The organism is Burkholderia pyrrocinia (genome assembly GCF_001028665.1).
GTDB lineage: Bacteria > Pseudomonadota > Gammaproteobacteria > Burkholderiales > Burkholderiaceae > Burkholderia > Burkholderia pyrrocinia.
In genome coordinates, this window is the sequence record NZ_CP011503.1 from 2,404,890 (window position 1) to 2,424,707 (window position 19,818).

Sequence of the window (19,818 nt, forward strand, 5' to 3'; positions counted from 1 at the left end):
GCGGTGCCGCAATCATGATCATCACTTCGCTGCTCGACACGGATCTCTACAAGTTCACGATGATGCAGGTCGTCCTGCATCACTTCCCGGCCGCAAACGTCGAATACCGTTTCAAGTGTCGCACACAGGGCGTCGATCTCGTGCCGTACATCGACGAGATCCGCGACGAGGTGCGCGGCCTGTGCTCGCTGCGTTTTTCCGACGTCGAACTCGACTACCTGCGGCGGATGCGCTTCATCAAGAGCGATTTCGTCGACTTCCTCGCGTTGTTCCACCTGAACGAGAAGTACATCTCGATCACGCCTTCGCCGAAGGGCAACGGCGAGATCGACATCGAGATCGCGGGGCCGTGGCTGCATACGATCCTGTTCGAGATCCCGGTGCTCGCGATCGTCAACGAGGTCTATTTCCGCAACACGCAGCGCGAGCCCGACTATCGCGAAGGCCGCGAGCGGCTGCGCGACAAGATCAAGCTGCTCGGCGCGAAGCCCGAGTTCGCCGACTGCAAGATCGCCGACTACGGCACGCGCCGGCGCTTCTCGAAGGTCTGGCACGAGGAAGTCGCGCTCACGCTGCGCGACGGCCTCGGCCCGCAGTTCGCGGGCACGAGCAACGTGCTGTACGCGATGAAGCACGACATCACGCCGCTCGGCACGATGGCTCACGAGTACCTGCAGGCGTGCCAGGCGCTCGGCCCGAGGTTGCGCGACTCGCAGATCTACGGCTTCGAGATGTGGGCGAAGGAATACCGCGGCGACCTCGGGATCGCGCTGTCGGACGTCTACGGGATGGATGCGTTCCTGAACGACTTCGACATGTACTTCTGCAAGCTGTTCGACGGCGCGCGCCACGATTCGGGCGATCCGTTCGACTGGGGCGAGCGGATGCTGCGCCACTACGAGGCGAACCGGTGCGATCCGCGCACGAAGGTGCTCGTGTTCTCGGACGCGCTCGACATCCCGAAGGTCATGCAGTTGTACGAACGGTTCCGCGGCCGCTGCAAGCTCGCGTTCGGCGTCGGCACGAATCTCACCAACGACCTCGGCTACGTGCCGCTGCAGATCGTGATCAAGATGGTGCGCTGCAACGGCCAGCCGGTCGCGAAGCTGTCGGATTCGCCGGGCAAGAGCATGTGCGACGACAAGGCGTATCTCGCGTACCTGCGCCAGGTGTTCGGCATCGCGCAGCCGGTCGAGGAAGACGCGTCGAAGTGAGCGTCGGCCGTTCGGTCGAAGGTGCGTGGCAGCAGGGGCGGCCGGTATAATCCGACGGTATTGCACGCCAACGTCACGAGGACCGTTCATGGACACTTCTGCTGCCCGTCGCCAGATCCTCGCGCGCATTCGCGCAGCGCAAGGGCGCGCGGCCGAGCCCGATGCAGCGGAGCGCGACGGCGTCACCGATTATCTCGCCCGTCGTCCGCAGGGCCCGCGCCCGCCGGCGCCGGCCGATCTCGTCGCCGCATTCGTCGACGAGGCGGCACGCCTGTCGACGACGGTCGACGAAGTCGCGACGCTCGCCGACGCACCGGCCGCCGCTGCCCGCTATCTTTCCGCCCACGGCCTGCCGACGCAGGCCGTCGCATGGCGCACGCTGGCCGATCTCGACTGGGCCGGCGCCGGCCTGTCGGTCGAGTGCCGCAAGCCGCGCGACGGCGATCTCGTCGGCCTCACGGGCTGCTTTTGCGCGACCGCCGAAACGGGTTCGCTGGTGCTGCTGTCCGGTCCCGATACCTACGCGTCGGCCGGCCTGCTGCCGGAGACGCACATCGCGATCGTGCCCGCGTCGCGGATCGTCGCCGGTCATGAAGACGCGTTCGCGCTGATCCGTGCGGAGCGCGGCGAATTGCCGCGCGCGGTCAATTTCGTGTCGGGCCCGTCGCGCACGGGCGACATCGAGCAGACCATCGTACTGGGCGCGCACGGCCCGTACCGCGTGCACGCGATCGTCGTACGGGGCGCATGACGCGCCCGCCGCATCCACTATCACTCGAACAAGGAAGTTCTGCATGAAACGACATGCCGCCTGGGCGGGCATGGCGTCGGGAGTCGCGCTTGGCGCCGTTCCCGCGCTTGCATCGGCCGCAACGCTCGACGGTGCCACGCTGTCTGCCCTCTGGGGCATCCCGTTTGCCGGGATCCTGCTGTCCATCGCACTGTTTCCGCTCGTCGCCCCCGTGTTCTGGCATCACCACTTCGGCAAGATTGCAGCCGGGTGGGCAGTCGTGTTCCTGATCCCGTTCGCGTTCGCATTCGGCGCGGGCACCGCGTTCGGCACGCTCGTGCATGCGCTGCTCGAGGAATACATTCCGTTCATCGTGCTGCTCACCGCGCTCTATACGGTGGCAGGCGGCATCTGCGTGAACGGCAACCTGCACGGATCGCCGAAGCTGAATACCGCGATCCTCGCGCTCGGCACGCTGCTCGCGAGCGTGATGGGCACGACGGGCGCCGCGATGCTGCTGATCCGGCCGCTGCTGCGCGCGAACGACAACCGCAAGCATGTCGTGCACGTCGTGATTTTCTTCATCTTCCTCGTCGCGAACGCGGGCGGCTCGCTGTCGCCGCTCGGCGATCCGCCGCTGTTCCTCGGGTTCCTGAACGGCGTGAGCTTCTTCTGGACGACGACCCATCTCGCGCTGCCGATGCTGTTCATCTGCGTCGTGCTGCTGGCGCTGTTCTTCGTGCTCGACACGTATTTCTACCGGAAGGGCGGCGAGGAGCGGCCGGCCGCGCTCGATCCGACGCCCGACGGCGCGGCGCTGTCGATCGACGGCAAGATCAACTTCGTGCTGCTCGCGGCCGTGGTCGCGCTCGTGCTGATGAGCGGCATCTGGAAGCCGGGCATCACGTTCGACGTGTGGGGCACGCACGTCGCGCTGCAGAACCTCGCGCGCGACGTCGCGCTCGTGGTCGTGACGCTCGCGTCGCTCGCGCTGACGCCGCGTTCGGCGCGCGAAGGCAACGCGTTCAACTGGGCGCCGATCGAGGAGGTCGCGAAGCTGTTCGCGGGGATCTTCGTGACGATCGCGCCGGTGATCGTGATCCTGCGTGCAGGCGCGGACGGCGCGTTCGCGCAGATCGTCCATCTCGTCACGGGGCCGGACGGCACGCCGATCGACGCGATGTACTTCTGGGCGACGGGCCTGCTGTCGTCGTTCCTCGACAATGCGCCGACCTATCTGGTGTTCTTCAACCTCGCGGGCGGCGATGCGCAGACGCTGATGACGACGGGCGCGTCGACGCTCGCCGCGATTTCCGCGGGCGCGGTGTTCATGGGCGCGAACAGCTATATCGGCAACGCGCCGAACTTCATGGTGAAGGCGATCGCGGAGTCGCGCGGCGTGAAGATGCCGAGCTTCTTCGCGTACCTCGGCTGGGCGCTCGTCATCCTGGTGCCGGTGTTCCTGCTGACGTCGCTGATCTTCTTCCCGGCGTAACCTGACAACTTTCAACCAAGCGCGGGCGATCCCGGCGGCGCGATGCGCACCGCGATCGGCCTGCGGCATACGGAGATGGCGATGCAGAAGATCCTGGTCGCGCGTCCGATCTTTCCGGACGTGATCGAACGGCTCAAGCAGTATTTCGAAGTCGACTGGAACAACGGCGACGCGCTTGCTCCCGATGCGCTCGCCGCGCGACTGGCCGACAAGGACGGCGCGCTGACGGCCGGCGACCCGGTCGGTGCGGCGGCGCTCGCGGCGGCGCCGCGCCTGCGCGTCGTGTCGAACATGGCGGTCGGCTACAACAACTTCGACATGGCCGCGTTCAACGCGGCGAACGTGCTCGGCACCAACACGCCCGACGTGCTGAACGAGTCGACCGCCGATTTCGGCTGGGCGCTGATGATGGCCGCCGCGCGCCGGATCGCCGAATCGGAGCACTGGCTGCGCGCCGGCCACTGGCAGAAGTGGGCATACGACGGTTTCCTCGGCACCGATATTTACGGTTCGACGCTCGGCATCATCGGGATGGGCCGCATCGGCCAGGCGCTCGCGCGCCGCGCGCGCGGCTTCGGGATGCAGGTGATCTATCACAACCGGTCGCGGGTCGCGCCCGAGATCGAGGCCGAGCTGAACGCCGAATACGTGTCGAAGGATGCGCTGCTCGCGCGTGCCGATCACGTCGTGCTCGTGCTGCCGTACACGAAGGAGAACCATCACACGATCGGCGCGGCCGAACTCGCGAAGATGAAACCCACCGCGACGCTGACCAACATCGCGCGCGGCGGGATCGTCGACGACGCGGCGCTGGCCGTCGCGCTGCGCGACGGAGCGATCGCCGCGGCCGGCCTCGACGTGTACGAAGGCGAGCCGACCGTGCATCCGGCGCTGCTCGAGGTGCCTAACGTCGTGCTGACGCCGCATATCGCAAGCGCGACCGAAAAGACGCGCCGCGCGATGGCGAACCTCGCCGCCGACAACCTCATCGCCGCGCTCGGCGAGGGCCCGCGCGCCGGGCAGCCGCCGAATCCGATCAACCCTGACGTGATCGGGAAGCCGCGCGCATGACGACGACGTTGTTGCTTGCGGCGGTCGTCGTGCTGGCCGTTGCGCTCGCGGTGGCGATCGTCGCGATCGTGCGCGGCGGCGGCCGTCACGACGATGCGGCGGTGCTCGGCGACCAGATCGAGGATGCCGCGCATGCGCAGGCGCGCGCGGTCGAGCGGCTCGAGCGCGAATTGCGCGGCGAGATCGTCGAGAACGCGCGCGGGTCGCGCACCGAACTGGCCGGCAGCTTCTCGCAGCTTCAGCAGACGCTCGCCGCGCAACTGACGAGCGTGGCGACCGTGCAGAACAACCAGATCGAGGGTTTCGCGCAACAGCTCGGCAAGCTCGTCGCCGCCAATGCGCAGCAGTTCGACGCGATGCGCGAGAGCGTGCAGCGCCAGGCGCAGCAGGCGCGCGAGGAGCAGACGGCCGCGCTCAGGATGTTCGGCGACACGTTGAATCGGCAGCTCACGCAACTGACCGAGGCGAACGATCGCCGGATCGGCGAGGTGCGCGCGACGCTCGAACAGCGGCTGAAGGAAATCGAGACCAACAATGCGGCGAAGCTCGAGGAGATGCGCCGCACCGTCGACGAGAAACTGCATGCAACGCTCGAGCAGCGGCTCGGCGAATCGTTCAAGCTCGTGTCGGACCGGCTCGAACAGGTCCATCGCGGGCTCGGCGAGATGCAGACGCTCGCGGCGGGCGTCGGCGATCTGAAAAAGGTCCTGACCAATGTGAAGACGCGCGGCACCTGGGGCGAAGTGCAGCTCGAGGCGCTGCTCGAACAGATGCTGACGCCCGACCAATACGCGAAGAACGTCGCGACGGTGCCGAAGAGCACCGAGCGCGTCGAATTTGCGATTCGGCTGCCGGGCCGCGATGCGGGCACGCGCGATGCACCGCCGGTGTGGTTGCCGATCGACGCGAAATTCCCGCGCGAAGACTACGAGCGGCTGATCGATGCGCAGGAGCGCGCCGATGCGGCGGCGGTCGAGGAAGCGGCCCGCGCGCTCGAAGCGCGCGTGCGGCTGGAGGCGCGCACGATTGCCGAGAAGTACGTCGCACCGCCGCACACGACCGATTTCGCGCTGCTGTTCCTGCCGACCGAGGGGCTTTATGCGGAGATCCTGCGCCGCCCGGGGCTGACCGACCTGCTGCAGCGCGACTATCGCGTGACGGTTGCGGGGCCGACGACGCTCACCGCATTGCTGAACAGTCTGCAGATGGGGTTCCGCACGCTTGCGATCGAGCAGCGGTCGAGCGAGGTGTGGCAGGTGCTCGGCGCAGTGAAGACGGAGTTCGGCAAGTTCGGCGACGTGCTCGCGCGCACGAAGGCGCAGCTCGAAACGGTCACGCGCTCGATCGAGTCCGCCGAGCAGCGTACGCGCGTGATGAGCCGCAAGCTGAAGCAGGTCGAGGCGCTGCCGGGCGACACGGCGGCCGGGCTGCTCGGTGCGGACGGGGCCGACGGCGCAGACACAGACGACGCGTGACGCGCGTTGCCGATTCCGGCCGGAACGAAAACGGGCGCCGCGGCGCCCGTTTTTTATGAAGCGATCGCCGGCTCGTGCTTACTGTCCGGCCAGCGTGTCCAGCGCGTCGCCCGTCACGCGGACGATGCGCCATTCGGGCAGCACGGTTGCGCCCATCTTTTCGTAGAAATCGATCGCGGGCTGGTTCCAGTCGAGGACCGACCATTCGAAACGCCCGCAACGACGCTCGACGGCCAGCGCCGCGAGGTGACGCAGCATCGCGGTGCCGAGGCCGGTGCCGCGCTGCGACGGCTGCACGTACAGATCCTCGAGATAAAGGCCGCGACGGCCGAGGAACGTCGAATAGTTGTGGAAGAACAGTGCATACGCGACGATCGCGCCGTTGCGCTCGGCGACGAGCGCCTCGGCTGCAGGCCGCTCGCCGAACAGTGCGTCGGCGAGATCCGCTTCGGTCGCGACGAACAGGTGCGTGAGCTTCTCGAACTCGGCCAGCTCGCGCATCAGCGCGAGGATCGCGCCGACGTCGCGCGTTTCGGCCGCGCGGATCAGCGGCGCGTCGCTCACGCTTCCTCCGGCGGATCGGACAACACGATCTCGATGCCGCCGAAGCGCGACGCGACCCAGTTGTATGCGTGGCATGCGATCCACAGCAGCACGAAGCCGAGGATGGCGTTCAGCAGCAGCGCGCTCAGGATCGTGCTCAGTTCGACCATCCCGTAGCGGATGTACGCAACGAGAATGCCGAGCAGCACGATCGGCACGCTGAACGTCAGGTAGACGAGGATCAGCGCCTTTGCGGTCTGTCCCGCGGCGATCGACGAAATTTGTTTCTTCATGTGCGGATTGCCCCCGTAGAGATATACCGATAGTGGAATTCAGATCAGGCCGTCGAGCGGCAGGATGTCGACCGGGCTGCCCGCGTCGACTGCCGCGGTATCGTGGCCCAGAACGATGAAACAATTGGCGGCGGCGAGTCCGCTCAGCGACGCGGAACTCTGCGAACCGGCCGGCGCGACGTGCCAGCGACCGTCGGCGGCACGCGTCGCGATGCCGCGCAGGTACTCGGTGCGGCCGGGACGCGTTTTCAGCGCATGCGTGCTGAGCGCCGTGTACGTCGCCGGCGGTGGCGTCTGCGCACCGGCCAGCGTCAGCAGCGCGGGGCGCACGATCGCGTAGAACGTGACGGCGGACGCGACCGGATTGCCGGGCAGCCCGAAGAACAGCGCGTGACCGGCGCCGCCGGTCGAGCGCGCAAGCGTACCGCACGCGAGCGGCCGGCCGGGCCGCAGCGCGAGGCTCGCGAACGTGACGTCGCCGAGCCGCGCCATCACGTCGCGCGTGAAGTCGGCCTCGCCGACCGATACGCCGCCGGACGTGATTACCGCGTCGGCCTGCGCGGCGACGGCGTCGCGCAGCGCGGCTTCGAGCGCGGCCGGGTCGTCTCGGACGATCCCGAGATCGATCGCGTCGACGTGCAGCCTTTCGAGCATCGCGATCAGCATCCCGCGATTGCTGTCGTACAGCGTGCCGCGGCCGAGCGGCTCGCCGGGCTCGCGCAGTTCGTCGCCGGTCGAGAACACGGCAACGCGCACGCGCCGGCGCACCGTGACGTCGGTGAAGCCGAACGACGCGAGCAGGCCGAGATCGGACGGCCGCAGGATGCGGCCCGCGGCGAGTACACAGGCGCCGCTCGCGAGATCCTCGCCGGCCTTGCGGCAGTTCGCGCCGCGCGCGACGTCGTGCGCGGCGAAGCCGATCGTGTCGCCGTCGACGCGCACGCGTTCCTGCGGAATCACGGTGTCGCATCCGTCCGGCATCGGCGCACCCGTCATGATGCGCACGCATGAGCCGGCGGCCACGGCACCGTCGAACGGATGGCCCGCGAACGCGGTGCCGGCGACCGTCAGCGCGACGTCCCCCTGCGGCGACGCGGGCGCGCAGGCACCGCCGTCGAATGCATAGCCGTCCATCGCCGAGTTGTCGTACGCGGGAATGTCGAAGGGCGCGTTCACGTCGGCCGCAAGCACGCGGTCGAGCGCATCGCGCAGCGTCACCGTGTCGCACGCATCCACAGGCACCGCGAAGCGGCACGCGAGCGCCTGCGCGTCGGCGAGCGACAGCGGGGCGTCGGAATCGGGTGCGGTTCGGGAGGCGGGCGAGGATTGCGTGATCATCAGTCGGACTGCGCGGCGAGGCGTATCGGGTTCGTGGCCGGTGGCGCGAGGAGGGTGCCTGAGTGCGGGTTTCGCGTGCGGTGGGTGCCGGGCGGGAACGGTGCGGGCGCCGTCAGCGACGGGCCAGCGCGGCGAGTTCCTGCCAGGAGTTGGCATTGTAAAACGCACGCTCGTCGCGAAACTCGACTTCAACCGTCTTGTGGCGTGCGTACCACGCACGCACCTTGCGATCGCCGGCCGCGAGCCGCGCGGCGAGATCGTCGGCCAGCGCCGTGCGCAGCAGCGCGAACGTCGGCTGTGGCGAGCGCGCCTGCTGCGCATCGACGGTCACCGCCATCGCGATGTCGGCCTGCTGTGCGTCGAGCGCCGCAAGCAGCCGCGCGACGAGGTCGGCGGGCAGAAATGGCGTATCGCATGGCGAGCACGCGACGAGCGGCGCGCGCGCGGCCCGCATGCCGGCGAGCAGGCCCGCGAGCGGGCCGGGGAAATCGGGTGTTTCGTCCGCGACGATGCGCGCGTCGAACGGCGCACCGAGCTCCGCGTAGAGATCGGCGTGGCGATTCGCGCTGATCAGCGTCTCGTCGACCTGCGGCGAGAGCCGGCGCAGCACGTGCAGCGCGAGCGGCGTACCGTCGAGCAGTTGCAGGCCCTTGTCGACGCCGTCCATGCGCGTGGCGCGCCCGCCCGCGAGCAGCAGGCCGGCGATCGAAGGAGAGGCGGAAACGGGCATCGTGCGCAGGCGGAAAGGGCGGCGTGCGTCAGCCGCCGATATACGACATTTCGACGCGCTTGCCGGCGCCGTCGGGCACGGTTTCGGCCGACACGCTGCCGCGCAGTTGCGAATAGCGGTCGGTGCGCGCCTGCCAGATGCGGGCGATCGCGGTCGCGATCTCGGCGTCGCTCGCGCCGCCGCGCACGAGTGCGCGCAGGTCGTGGCCCGTCGACGCGAACAGGCACAGGTACAGCTTGCCTTCGGTCGACAGCCGCGCGCGCGTGCAGTCGCCGCAGAAGGCCTGCGTGACGCTCGAGATCACGCCGATCTCGCCTTGGCCGTCCGCGTAGCCCCAGCGCTGCGCGGTTTCGGCCGCCGTGTGCGCGTCGAGCGGTACGAGCGGGAATTGTTCGGCGATCCGCGCAATGACGTCGGCCGACGGCAGCACCTCGGTCATGTTCCAGCCGTTCGACGTGCCGACGTCCATGTATTCGATGAAGCGCAAGATCACGCCGGTGCCGCGGAAACGCTCGGCCATCGGCAGGATCTCGCCGTCGTTGGTGCCGCGCTTCACGACCATGTTGACCTTGACGGGCGTGAGGCCCACGGCCTGGGCCGCGAAGATGCCGTCGAGCACGTCGGCGCTCGCGAACTCGGCGTCGTTCATGCGCTTGAACAGCGTATCGTCGAGCGCGTCGAGGCTGACCGTCACGCGCGTGAGCCCGGCGTCCTTCAGCGCGCGCGCCTTGCGTGCGAGCAGCGAGCCGTTGGTCGTCAGCGTCAGGTCGAGCGGGCGCCCGTCGTGCGTCGTCAGGCGTGCGAGGCGCTCGATCAGGAATTCGAGGTTCTTGCGCAGCAGCGGTTCGCCGCCCGTGATGCGGATCTTCTCGACGCCGTGTGCGACAAAGAGTCGCGCCACGCGTTCGATTTCCTCGTGGGTGAGCAGCGCGCTGTGCGGCAGGAACGCGTAGTCCTTGTCGAACACCGCGCGCGGCATGCAGTACACGCAGCGGAAGTTGCAGCGATCCGTCACCGAGATGCGCAGGTCGCGCAGCGGCCTGGCGAACGTGTCGGCCAGCGTGCCGTCGGGGGTATGCGCGACGCCGGAGACGTCCGGCATCCCGCTGACGTCGGCGAGAGGAATGATGCGTCGGGACATGTTGAAAGAAGTGCGAGCCAGACCTCTATTTTAGCCGCAAGCGACCGCCCGGGCCGGTGGGCGGAAACCCGCAGCGCGGACATGAAAAAAAAGCCCGCCGGAGGCGGGCTTTTCCTGGTCGGGCGATGCGCCGTTCAGTGGTGCGTTGTTTCGACCTGCTGCATCGGGGCCGTATCGGCCGGCGGCAGCGCCTTGCGTTCGCGCGGCACGCGGGCCGGACGCGGGAGGCGCGACGCGACTTCCTGCGCAGCGGCGAACTTGTCGGCGTCCGTGTTCACCCAGACGAGACCGGCCTGCTCCAGCACGACATCCAGGCTCGCCGAAGCGGGCGCGGCTACCGGTTGGACAGGGGCAGGAGCCGGTGCCGGTGCTGCAACGGCCTCGACCGGTGCCGGTTCGACATGCATCGGTGCGACAACCACCGGTTCGACAGCCACCGGTTCGACAGCCACCGGTTCGACAGCCACCGGAGCGGCTTCGGTCGTCACGGCCGGTGCGACCTGCTCGACGGGCGCGGACTGCGGCGCCTCGACAGCGGCCGGCACTGCTGCCGGTGCTGCAGGCACTTCGAACGCATCGGTCGGCGAAACCGCGACCGGAGCCGGACCGGCTTCCGTATCGACGGCCGGTGCGACCGGTGCCGGTTCTGCTGCCTGCACCGCGACGGCGGGCTCGACCGGAGCGGCCGGAGCCGCTTCGACCGGTGCCGGTTGCGCTTCGACAGCGGCCGGTGCGGCAGGCTGCTCGACGGTTGCCTCGACGACGACGGCGCCAGCCGCAGCCACGGCCGCGACGACTGCCGGTGCGGCCGTGTGGGCCGGTTCGGCAGCTGCCGATGCTTCCGGCGTCACGGTTTGCACGGCGGCTTCGCCATCCTGGCCTTGTTCGGCCTGGTCGACGATTGCGCCGTCTTCGTCACGTTCGCGACGACCGCCGCGGCGGCCGCGACGGCGACGACGGCGTTCCTCGCCGTCACGCGCGACGGCTTCCGCATCGGCTGCCAGCTCGGCGCCGGGCAGCGCTTCTGCGACGACCTTGTCGGCTTCCGGTTCCGGATGGTTTTCACCACGGTTGACGGTCTCGAGCGTAGCCGCATGCTGGGTCGGCTTGCGGCGTTCGCCGCGCTCGCGACGCTCACCGCGCTCCTGGCGCTCGCCACGGCCGGCCGCGTCGACGCCTTCCGGCTGCTCGGCGCGCTCGCGCGGCTCGCGGTTCTCGCGCGGTTCACGCGGCTCACGGCTTTCACGCGGCTCGCGCGGTTCGCGACCTTCGCGCTGGCCACGGCCCTCGCGACCTTCGCGGCCCTCACGACCTTCACGGTTTTCGCGACCTTCACGCGGTTCGCGACCCTCGCGCAGCTCACGGCCTTCACGCGGTTCGCGCGCTTCCTTGCCTTCGCGTTCCTGGCGCTGCGGCTGGCCACGACCTGCTGCTGCCTGGTCACGGCCGCCTTGCACCTGCTGCGCGCCGCCACGACGGTTGCGGTTGCGATCGCCGCCGCGCTGCTCGGTCTTCTCGGTACGCTCGCGAGCCGGGCGGGCCGCTTGTTCCTTCGCCGGTGCCGGAGCAACCGGCGCGGGCGCCGCAGCCGGCGACACGCCGAACAGACCCTTCAGCCAGCCGATGAAGCCGCCGCTTGTCGCGGCGACCGGTGCGGGGGCCGGAACGGGCTCGACCGGGCGCTGTGGCGCCGGGCTCGGGGCCGGACGCTCGGGCGTGATGCCCTTGACCGCCGCTTCCTGCTTCGGCTTCACTTCTGCGGTGCGCTTGCTGTAGCCGGTTTCCGACTCGAGTTCGCGAGCCGCTTCCTCGGCCATCTTCCAGGACGCGCGCGGATCGTCGAGGCGCGCGTCGTCGTGACGCAGGCGCTCGAGCTTGTAGTGCGGCGTATCGAGGTGCTTGTTCGGGATCAGCACGATGCCGACCTTGAAGCGCGACTCGATCTTGTTGATTTCCTGACGCTTTTCGTTGAGCAGGAAGGCGGTCACCTCGACCGGCACCTGGCAGTGGATCGCCGCGGTGTTTTCCTTCATCGCTTCTTCCTGAATGATCCGCAGGACCTGCAGCGCGGACGATTCGGTGTCGCGGATGTGACCGGTGCCGTTACAGCGCGGGCAGGTCACGTGGCTGCCTTCCGACAGGGCCGGGCGCAGGCGCTGGCGCGACAGCTCCATCAGGCCGAAGCGGGAGATCTTGCCCATCTGCACGCGCGCACGGTCATGCTTGAGCGCGTCTTTCAGGCGCTGCTCGACTTCGCGCTGGCTCTTCGCCGATTCCATGTCGATGAAATCGATCACGATCAGGCCGCCGAGGTCGCGCAGGCGGAGCTGGCGGGCGACTTCGTCGGCCGCTTCGAGGTTCGTGCGGGTTGCGGTTTCCTCGATGTCCGCGCCCTTGGTCGCACGCGCCGAGTTCACGTCGATCGCGACGAGCGCTTCGGTGTGGTCGATCACGATCGCGCCGCCGGACGGCAGCGGCACCGTGCGCGAATAGGCCGTTTCGATCTGGTGCTCGATCTGGAAGCGGGAGAACAGCGGCACGTCGTCGTGGTAGCGCTTCACCTTCGACACATTGTCCGGCATCACGATATCCATGAACGCACGGGCCTGATCGTGGATCTCGGTCGTGTCGATCAGGATTTCGCCGATATCGGGCTGGAAATAGTCCCGGATCGCGCGGATCACGAGGCTCGATTCCAGGTAGATCAGCATCGGCTGGCCGGAATTGCCGCTTTGCGACGCCGCTTCGATCGCGCGCCACAGTTGCAGCAGGTAGTTCAGGTCCCACTGCAGTTCCTCGGCGCTGCGGCCGATGCCCGCAGTACGGGCGATCATGCTCATCCCGTCCGGAATCTGCAGTTGCGACATCGTCTCGCGCAGTTCCTGGCGCTCGTCGCCCTCGATCCGGCGCGACACACCGCCGCCGCGCGGATTGTTCGGCATCAGCACCAGGTAGCGGCCTGCGAGCGAGATGAAGGTCGTGAGGGCGGCGCCCTTGTTGCCACGTTCTTCCTTCTCGACCTGGACGATCAGTTCCTGGCCTTCGCGCAGGGCATCCTGGATGCGCGCGGAGCGCATGTCGATGCCTTCCTTGAAGTACTGGCGGGCAACTTCCTTGAACGGCAGGAAACCGTGGCGATCTTCGCCGTAGTTGACGAAGCACGCTTCGAGCGACGGCTCGATGCGGGTGATGACACCTTTGTAGATATTGCCTTTGCGCTGTTCGCGCCCGGCTGTCTCGATGTCGATGTCGATGAGCTTTTGCCCATCGACGATGGCGACGCGCAGCTCCTCCTGCTGCGTCGCATTGAACAGCATGCGTTTCATGAACGACTCCAGGCAGCTCCGCAGCCGGCGCCTCGCGGTTGTCAGCCGCGAAGGCGGGAACGACGGCAGGCCGCACCTTGTTGTGTTGTCACGAGCACGCTGGAGCGGGAACGATGGCGGGGAGAATTGCCTGAAGAGGCGCTTGGGCCCGAAAGACGGGGCCGGCGGCCGTAGGGCACCTGCGAATACGGCTTCAAAGCACGGCGTTCACACACCGCACGCTGCAAAAAAGCGCGCTAAGCCTGAGTCCGGGCATTGCCACGGGCGCGCGCAATGCGTCGCGCGCGCCGACGGGCGGCAGATGCTGCGGCTTGGGCCGCAGCGGGGAGTATCGAATCCAGCCCGACTTTCCCGCTTGGGGTGTACTTCCCTGGTTTGACGTCGCCAAGCCCCGCACGCTTCGCGGGGCCAAATCGGGCGCAACGCCGTAATTTTCGCAACCGGCAGCCTGCGGACGCACTTCGCGCCGTCGGGCTGCCGATCAAATTCTTTTCAACCAACTTTCCGTTACCGCGGCGCCTTGCCGACCGAATCCGCCTGTGGGCGCGATCCTTGCCGACGGGCGGCGCCGTGCGTGCAACTTGCTGCATCTCTTTGATTAGGGGCGAGCAGCGGACCCCCGGCGCAAGTAAAATAACGGTTTCCGCTTGCGCCTTGCCCGACTCGGTCGGGGCCGGCCGGTCAGGCCACCCTCAACGTCAGGCTGGGCAAAATTATATTCAGTATGAATGAGTTAGGCAAAATATCCCAGAATTCGGTCGCAAGCGGCCAGGTATCGATGATCGAGATCGACGAAAACTCGGTCGGTCAGCGGATCGACAACTTCCTGTTGCGCGTCTGTAAAGGCGTGCCGAAAAGCCATATTTACCGGATCCTCCGCAGCGGCGAAGTGCGCGTGAACAAGGGCCGGATCGACGCGCAGTACCGCCTCGCCCTTGGCGACATCGTCCGCGTGCCGCCCGTGCGCGTGGCGGCGGCGGACCTCGCGCGCGCCGACACGCCCATCGTGCCGCCAGCGAATTTCGACGTGCTGTACGAGGACGATGCGATGCTCGTCATCGACAAGCCGGCCGGGGTCGCCGTGCACGGCGGCAGCGGCGTCGCGTTCGGCGTGATCGAGCAGATGCGCCAGACGCGCCCGCGCGCGAAATTCCTTGAACTCGTGCACCGGCTAGACCGCGAGACCTCCGGGATCCTGATGCTCGCGAAGAAGCGCACGGCGCTCGTGGGCCTGCACGAGCAGATCCGCGAGAACCGGATGGACAAGCGCTACTTCGCGTGCGCCCACGGCGAATGGCAGCCCGACTGGGGGCGCCGCCGCGCGGTGAAGGCGCCGCTGTTCAAGTATTCGACCCCGGAAGGGGAGCGCCGCGTGCGCGTGCAGGACGACGGGCTGCCGTCGCATACGGTGTTCAACCTCGTCGACCGCTGGCCCGAGTACGCGCTCGTCGAAGCGGAACTCAAGACGGGTCGGACCCATCAGATCCGCGTGCACCTCGCGCATCTCGGCCTGCCGATCGCCGGCGACGCCAAGTATGGCGATTTCGCACTGAACAAGGCGCTGGCGCGCGCGAACGCACAGCCGTCGTTGAAACGGATGTTCCTGCATGCGTACCGGCTGCGGCTCGCCCATCCGCTGACCGGCGAGGCGCTGCAGTTCGATGCGCCGCTGCCGGACGAATGCCAGCGCTTTCTCGACCAACTCAGCGCACTGCGCGATACCGCCTGAACCGCATGGCTCGACAGCAATTTGACCTGATCGTCTTCGACTGGGACGGCACGCTGATGGATTCGACTGCGCACATCGCGCACAGCATCCAGGCCGCATGCCGCGATCTCGGCCTGCCCACGCCATCCGACGAGGCGTCGCGCTACGTGATCGGCCTCGGCCTGCGCGACGCGCTGCAGATTACCGCTCCGACCCTCGATCCGTCCGACTATCCGCGGCTGGCCGAGCGCTACCGCTATCACTATCTGCTCGACGACCAGCGCATCGAGCTGTTCGCCGGCGTGCGCGAGCTGCTTGCCGAGTTGCGCGATACGGGCTACTTGCTTGCCGTCGCGACCGGCAAGGGTCGGGTCGGGCTGAACCGCGTGCTTGACCAGTCGAAGCTGACGAGTTTGTTCGATGCGACGCGTTGCGCGGACGAGACGTTCTCGAAGCCGCATCCGGCGATGCTGCACGAGCTGTCCCGGGAGTTGGGGCAGGACCTCGCGCGCACCGTGATGATCGGCGACACGACGCACGACCTGCAGATGGCCGCGAGCGCCGGAGCGGCCGGCGTCGGTGTCGCATACGGCGCGCACACGGCCGATGCGCTGGCTGCGCTCGCGCCGCGTTTCGTCGCACCGGACGTCGACGCGTTGGCCGCGTGGCTGCGGGAGCACGCATGAGCGCGGCGCCGGAATCGGTGCGCGTGTGCGCATCGGACGCGCTGGCCGACGGCGGCGCCGGCGTGCGCGTCGACGCGACGCTGCGCGGCGAGCAGGCCGTCGTGTTCTTCGTGCGCTACGACGGTCGCGCATATGGCTACCTGAATCGCTGCGCGCACGTGCCGATGGAGCTCGACTGGTCCGAAGGGCAGTTCTTCGAGTCGTCGGGCCTGTACCTGATGTGCGCGACGCACGGCGCGATCTACGCACCGGATACCGGCAAGTGCGTCGGCGGCCCGTGCCGCGGCGGCCGCCTTCGGCCGGTCGAGGTCGACGAACGCGACACGCCCGACGGGCGTGCGGTATTCTGGGTGCCCGACGCCGACCTGCGTCCTGCCACTCCCGCCACGACCGACTGACGACAATACCGCATGGCCGACCAACCGAATTCCCCGGATTCTTCCTCCCGTCCCGACAGCCGTGAACCGAACTGGGAGCGCGCGGCGCTCGAGCGGATCGCGCTCGCGGCCGTGAAGGAGCAGCGCGCGGCGCGGCGCTGGAAGATCTTCTTCCGCTTCGCGTTCCTGGGCGTGTTCGTGCTGCTCGCGTTCGCGCTGATCGACTTCTCGAGCGATTCGAAATTCTCGTCGAGCGGGCGGCATACGGCGCTCGTGACGATCGACGGCGAGATCGCGGCAGGCGTCAATGCGAACGCCGACGACATCAACACCGCGCTCGACGCCGCATTCGACGACGACGGCACGGTCGGCGTCGTGCTGCGGATCAACAGCCCGGGAGGCAGCCCCGTGCAGGCCGGCATGGTCTACGACGAGATCCGGCGGCTGCGGGCGAAGCACCCGGACAAGCCGCTGTACGTCGTCGTGACCGACATGTGCGCATCGGGCGGCTATTACATCGCGGCCGCGGCCGACAAGATCTTCGTCGACAAGGCGAGCATCGTCGGGTCGATCGGCGTGCTGATGGACGGTTTCGGCTTCACCGGGCTGATGGGCAAGCTGGGTGTCGAGCGGCGCCTCCATACGTCGGGCGAAAACAAGGGCTTCTACGATCCGTTCTCGCCGGAGACGTCGAAGATGGACGTGCATGCGCAGGCGCTGCTCGACCAGGTGCACGCGCAGTTCATCAAGGCCGTGAAGGACGGCCGCGGCAAGCGGCTGCATGAGACGCCCGACATGTTCTCCGGCCTGTTCTGGACCGGTGCGAAGAGCGTCGAGCTCGGCCTCGCCGACGGTTACGGCACGACCGATACGGTTGCGCGCGACGTACTGAAGGCGCCCGATCTCGTCGACTATACGGTGAAGGAAAGCCTGACGAACCGCGTCGCGCGCAAGTTCGGCGCGGCCGTCGGCGGCGCCGCGATGAAGGCGCTGACGGCCGGCGGCGCGTCGTTCAGCCTGCGCTGACCGGCGACGGGCGTCCGGCGGGCCGCGATGGCCCGCTGGCCGGCCGCGGCTTCAGTTCGCGAGCAGCAGGAAGATCGCAGGGCGCTTGTGCAGATTCGGCGCAGGCGCTTTTTTCCAGTCCGCCACGGTGCGGCTCGCGATCGTCTCGGTCGCGAGGGTCAGGTCGGCCGCGACGCAGATCTGTGTCGACGGCGCGCAGGTCGCGACGAGCGTGTCGAGCATCGCGTGGTTCCGGTACGGCGTCTCGATGAAGATCTGCGTCTGGCGCGCCTTGCGCGACAACTGCTCGAGTTCGCGCAGGCGCTTCGCACGCGCGGCCGCATCGACCGGCAGGTAGCCGTTGAACGCGAAGCTCTGGCCGTTCAGGCCCGACGCCATCAGCGCGAGCAGGATCGAGCTCGGTCCGACGAGCGGCACGACCTTCACGCCACGCTCGTGCGCGCGGTGTACCAGCAACGCGCCGGGATCGGCGACGGCCGGGCAGCCGGCCTCGGACACGAGGCCGGCGTCCGCGCCGGCGAGCACGGGCGCGAGCAGCCGGTCGATTTGGCCGGCCGGCGTATTGACGTTCAGCTCGCGGATCTCGATTTCCTGGATCGGGCGCGTCGTGCCGATCTTCTTCAGAAAGACGCGCGTCGTTTTCGCGTTCTCGCCGATGTAATAGCCGAGCGTGCCGGCGCGTGCCTGCACGGCCGCGGGCAGCACGGCGGCGAGCATCGATTCGTCGCCTTCGCCGAGCGTGTTCGGGACGAGATAAAGCGTGCCGGCCGTCATGCGCGGTCTCCACGGGTGGTTGCGAACAGCGGATATTCGGCGGCGCGCAGCATCCGCGTGAGCGCGATCAGCGGCAGGCCGACGAGCGCGGTCGGGTCGTTCGAGTCGATCGCGTCGAGCAGCGCGATGCCGAGCCCTTCGGATTTCGCACTGCCGGCGACGTCGTACGGCGTTTCCGCGCGCAGGTATGCGTCGAGTTCGGCCTCGGGCAGCGAGCGGAAGCGCACGCGCGTGACGATGTCCTCGACCTGCGCTTCGCCCGTGCGGCTGTCGTACAGGCAGAGTGCGCTGTGGAATTCGACTTCGCGGCCCTGCATCGACACGAGCTGCGCGAGCGCGCGTTCATGCGTGCCGGGCTTGCCGATCTGGAGCCCGTCGAAGGTCGCGACCTGGTCCGACCCGATCACGAGCACGCCGTCCGGCGCGTCGATCGTCGCGGCGCCGGCGCGTGCTTTCGCGCCGGCGAGGCGCAGGGCGGTCGCGGCCGGGGTTTCGCCGTCGAGCGGGGTTTCGTCGAGGTCGGGCGACACGACGTCGAACGGCACGCCGAGGCGCTCGAGGAGCGTGCGGCGGTAGCGGGAACTGGAGGCAAGAATCAGCCGCGGCGGGCGGCAAACGGTATCCGGCATGGTCGGTTGGGTCGGTGAGTCGTCGGGTGTTGCGCGGCGTTGCGCGGACGCAAGCTTAAGTGATTGACCGCAAAAGGTAAAACAGGTATGCTTTCCCGCTTTTCGTCGGCAGGCTTCTGTAGTGGTGGCGCCTGCCGGATCTTCGGAAGTAAAGTACGTCATCCGCAGATGAGCCGTACGTGAGCGGCGCCAAGCCGGATCCGCAAGTCAGCCTGTAGGCAGGAGCGCACATGAACACTTCTTCTGGCAAACCTGCGGCACCGCTTGATCCGCACGCAGTCGATCTGTTCGAGTTTGCCCGCAGCGGGCGACAGGCAGCAGGGGCGGTGCGCCTCTCGCAACTGCCGCGCATGTTAAACGAAGTGCCGGCGGACGCGCCAGATCGCGACACGGTCTTCACGTGGCAGGCGGAAGGGTTCACGCAGAAGGAATTGCAGGACGACGGCGCCGATGGGCAGCAGCCGTATCTGCGCCTCGCGGTGCATGGCCATGCATGGCTCACGTGCCAGCGCTGCGTGACCCCGTACGACCAGACGTTCGACGTCGACATGACGTACCGCGTCGTCGCGACTGAAGAAGAAGCTGAAGAGTTTCCGCTCGACGACGATGAAGCCGATGTGATCGTGGGCTCACGCCAGTTCGATCTCGTCGACTTGATCGAAGAGGAATTGCTGCTTTCGTTGCCGCTCGTGCCCAAGCACGAGGTTTGCCCGGCAGTTCACGAAAGCCTCGTGTCGGGTGCGAGCGGTCCTGAGGAAGAGGCGGGCGAAGAGTCCGGCGAAGCCGGGGACGAAGGCAAACGGCCGAATCCGTTCGCAGCGCTGCAAGCGCTGAAGAAGGACGGTGACGGCACCAAGAAACACTAAGCAGTTGTGGCGCGGGAAGGCGTAAGGGCTTTGGGCCAGGGTAGTTAAGCGCCGGATCGGGCTGTGTTAGAATCCGGAAAATTATTTAGGAGTTAGTCATGGCAGTCCAGCAAAACAAGAAGTCGCCGTCGAAGCGCGGCATGCATCGTTCGCACGATTTCCTGACGGCGTCGCCGCTGGCAGTCGAGCCGAGCACGGGTGAAGTGCATCTGCGTCACCACGTCAGCCCGAACGGCTACTATCGCGGCAAGAAAGTCGTCAAGACGAAGAACGACTAAGCGTCAAGTCACGCGTTGCGCGCTACGTTCGCCGTTCGCGTGACAACTGGTTCGCTTGACACTTTCCTGGCGCAACAAAAAGGCGGCATTCAACTGCCGCTTTTTTGTGCCTGAAATT

Annotated in this window: 19 protein-coding genes; 11 read left to right on the top strand and 8 right to left on the bottom strand. The window is 67.7% G+C overall.

Annotated elements, in window-relative coordinates:
• Window positions 1–14: 14 nt before the first annotated feature.
• From pncB to ABD05_RS11125, 5 genes are all read left to right on the top strand, one after another.
• Window positions 15–1,214, top strand: a complete 1,200-nt coding sequence (pncB, locus tag ABD05_RS11105; RefSeq protein ID WP_047900158.1) for a nicotinate phosphoribosyltransferase — start codon at window positions 15–17, stop codon at window positions 1,212–1,214.
• Between the two features lie 88 nt (window positions 1,215–1,302).
• Complete coding sequence (locus ABD05_RS11110) at window positions 1,303–1,965, top strand: LutC/YkgG family protein (RefSeq protein WP_047900159.1); 663 nt, start codon at window positions 1,303–1,305, stop codon at window positions 1,963–1,965.
• A 43-nt stretch (window positions 1,966–2,008) separates the two neighbouring features.
• Window positions 2,009–3,439, top strand: coding sequence for a sodium:proton antiporter (locus tag ABD05_RS11115; RefSeq protein WP_047900160.1), 1,431 nt, complete (start codon window positions 2,009–2,011; stop codon window positions 3,437–3,439).
• A gap of 81 nt (window positions 3,440–3,520) precedes the next feature.
• A complete protein-coding gene (locus tag ABD05_RS11120; RefSeq protein ID WP_047901163.1) occupies window positions 3,521–4,510 on the top strand; it encodes a 2-hydroxyacid dehydrogenase in 990 nt (329 codons plus the stop codon).
• Window positions 4,507–5,985, top strand: a complete 1,479-nt coding sequence (locus ABD05_RS11125; RefSeq protein WP_047900161.1) for a DNA recombination protein RmuC — start codon at window positions 4,507–4,509, stop codon at window positions 5,983–5,985. Before ABD05_RS11120 ends, ABD05_RS11125 begins: the two co-directional genes overlap by 4 nt.
• Before the next feature lie 78 nt (window positions 5,986–6,063).
• Here the strand turns inward: ABD05_RS11125 and ABD05_RS11130 are convergent, their stop codons facing one another.
• The 6 genes from ABD05_RS11130 to ABD05_RS11155 form a co-directional block, all read right to left on the bottom strand.
• Window positions 6,064–6,549 carry a GNAT family N-acetyltransferase gene (locus ABD05_RS11130; RefSeq protein WP_047900162.1) on the bottom strand — a complete coding sequence of 162 codons (486 nt, stop codon included), beginning with the start codon at window positions 6,547–6,549 and terminating at the stop codon, window positions 6,064–6,066.
• Window positions 6,546–6,821, bottom strand: a complete 276-nt coding sequence (locus ABD05_RS11135) for a hypothetical protein (protein WP_006476519.1) — start codon at window positions 6,819–6,821, stop codon at window positions 6,546–6,548. The genes ABD05_RS11130 and ABD05_RS11135 overlap by 4 nt, the downstream gene beginning before the upstream one ends.
• A gap of 39 nt (window positions 6,822–6,860) precedes the next feature.
• The gene (gene moeA, locus ABD05_RS11140; RefSeq protein ID WP_047900163.1) at window positions 6,861–8,159 is read right to left on the bottom strand and encodes a molybdopterin molybdotransferase MoeA; all 1,299 of its coding nucleotides are present in this window, start codon (window positions 8,157–8,159) and stop codon (window positions 6,861–6,863) included.
• A 112-nt stretch (window positions 8,160–8,271) separates the two neighbouring features.
• Window positions 8,272–8,889 carry a molybdenum cofactor guanylyltransferase MobA gene (gene mobA / locus ABD05_RS11145; protein ID WP_047900164.1) on the bottom strand — a complete coding sequence of 206 codons (618 nt, stop codon included), beginning with the start codon at window positions 8,887–8,889 and terminating at the stop codon, window positions 8,272–8,274.
• Between the two features lie 28 nt (window positions 8,890–8,917).
• The gene (gene moaA, locus ABD05_RS11150) at window positions 8,918–10,030 is read right to left on the bottom strand and encodes a GTP 3',8-cyclase MoaA (protein WP_047900165.1); all 1,113 of its coding nucleotides are present in this window, start codon (window positions 10,028–10,030) and stop codon (window positions 8,918–8,920) included.
• Window positions 10,031–10,164: 134 nt separating this feature from the next.
• The gene (locus ABD05_RS11155; protein ID WP_047900166.1) at window positions 10,165–13,356 is read right to left on the bottom strand and encodes an Rne/Rng family ribonuclease; all 3,192 of its coding nucleotides are present in this window, start codon (window positions 13,354–13,356) and stop codon (window positions 10,165–10,167) included.
• Between the two features lie 724 nt (window positions 13,357–14,080).
• On the opposite strand from ABD05_RS11155, the gene ABD05_RS11160 reads away from it, so the two are divergent.
• The 4 genes from ABD05_RS11160 to ABD05_RS11175 are packed head-to-tail and all read left to right on the top strand — an operon-like array spanning window position 14,081 to window position 17,153.
• Complete coding sequence (locus ABD05_RS11160; protein ID WP_047900167.1) at window positions 14,081–15,085, top strand: RluA family pseudouridine synthase; 1,005 nt, start codon at window positions 14,081–14,083, stop codon at window positions 15,083–15,085.
• A gap of 5 nt (window positions 15,086–15,090) precedes the next feature.
• Window positions 15,091–15,750: an HAD-IA family hydrolase gene (locus ABD05_RS11165; RefSeq protein WP_047900168.1), complete on the top strand. Its 660-nt coding sequence runs from the start codon at window positions 15,091–15,093 to the stop codon at window positions 15,748–15,750.
• On the top strand, window positions 15,747–16,148 hold the full coding sequence (locus tag ABD05_RS11170; protein ID WP_047900169.1) for a Rieske (2Fe-2S) protein: 402 nt from the start codon (window positions 15,747–15,749) through the stop codon (window positions 16,146–16,148). The genes ABD05_RS11165 and ABD05_RS11170 overlap by 4 nt, the downstream gene beginning before the upstream one ends.
• Window positions 16,149–16,160: 12 nt before the next feature.
• Window positions 16,161–17,153, top strand: a complete 993-nt coding sequence (locus tag ABD05_RS11175; protein ID WP_047900170.1) for a S49 family peptidase — start codon at window positions 16,161–16,163, stop codon at window positions 17,151–17,153.
• Window positions 17,154–17,204: 51 nt separating this feature from the next.
• Here the strand turns inward: ABD05_RS11175 and ABD05_RS11180 are convergent, their stop codons facing one another.
• Together ABD05_RS11180 and ABD05_RS11185 are read right to left on the bottom strand one after the other, a co-directional pair.
• Window positions 17,205–17,927: an SAM-dependent methyltransferase gene (locus ABD05_RS11180; RefSeq protein WP_047900171.1), complete on the bottom strand. Its 723-nt coding sequence runs from the start codon at window positions 17,925–17,927 to the stop codon at window positions 17,205–17,207.
• A complete protein-coding gene (locus ABD05_RS11185) occupies window positions 17,924–18,556 on the bottom strand; it encodes a Maf-like protein (protein WP_047900172.1) in 633 nt (210 codons plus the stop codon). The genes ABD05_RS11180 and ABD05_RS11185 overlap by 4 nt, the downstream gene beginning before the upstream one ends.
• Before the next feature lie 230 nt (window positions 18,557–18,786).
• On the opposite strand from ABD05_RS11185, the gene ABD05_RS11190 reads away from it, so the two are divergent.
• Together ABD05_RS11190 and rpmF are read left to right on the top strand one after the other, a co-directional pair.
• A complete protein-coding gene (locus ABD05_RS11190) occupies window positions 18,787–19,422 on the top strand; it encodes a DUF177 domain-containing protein (protein ID WP_047900173.1) in 636 nt (211 codons plus the stop codon).
• A 98-nt stretch (window positions 19,423–19,520) separates the two neighbouring features.
• Window positions 19,521–19,700 carry a 50S ribosomal protein L32 gene (gene rpmF / locus ABD05_RS11195; RefSeq protein ID WP_047900174.1) on the top strand — a complete coding sequence of 60 codons (180 nt, stop codon included), beginning with the start codon at window positions 19,521–19,523 and terminating at the stop codon, window positions 19,698–19,700.
• The last annotated feature ends 118 nt before the right edge of the window (window positions 19,701–19,818 follow it).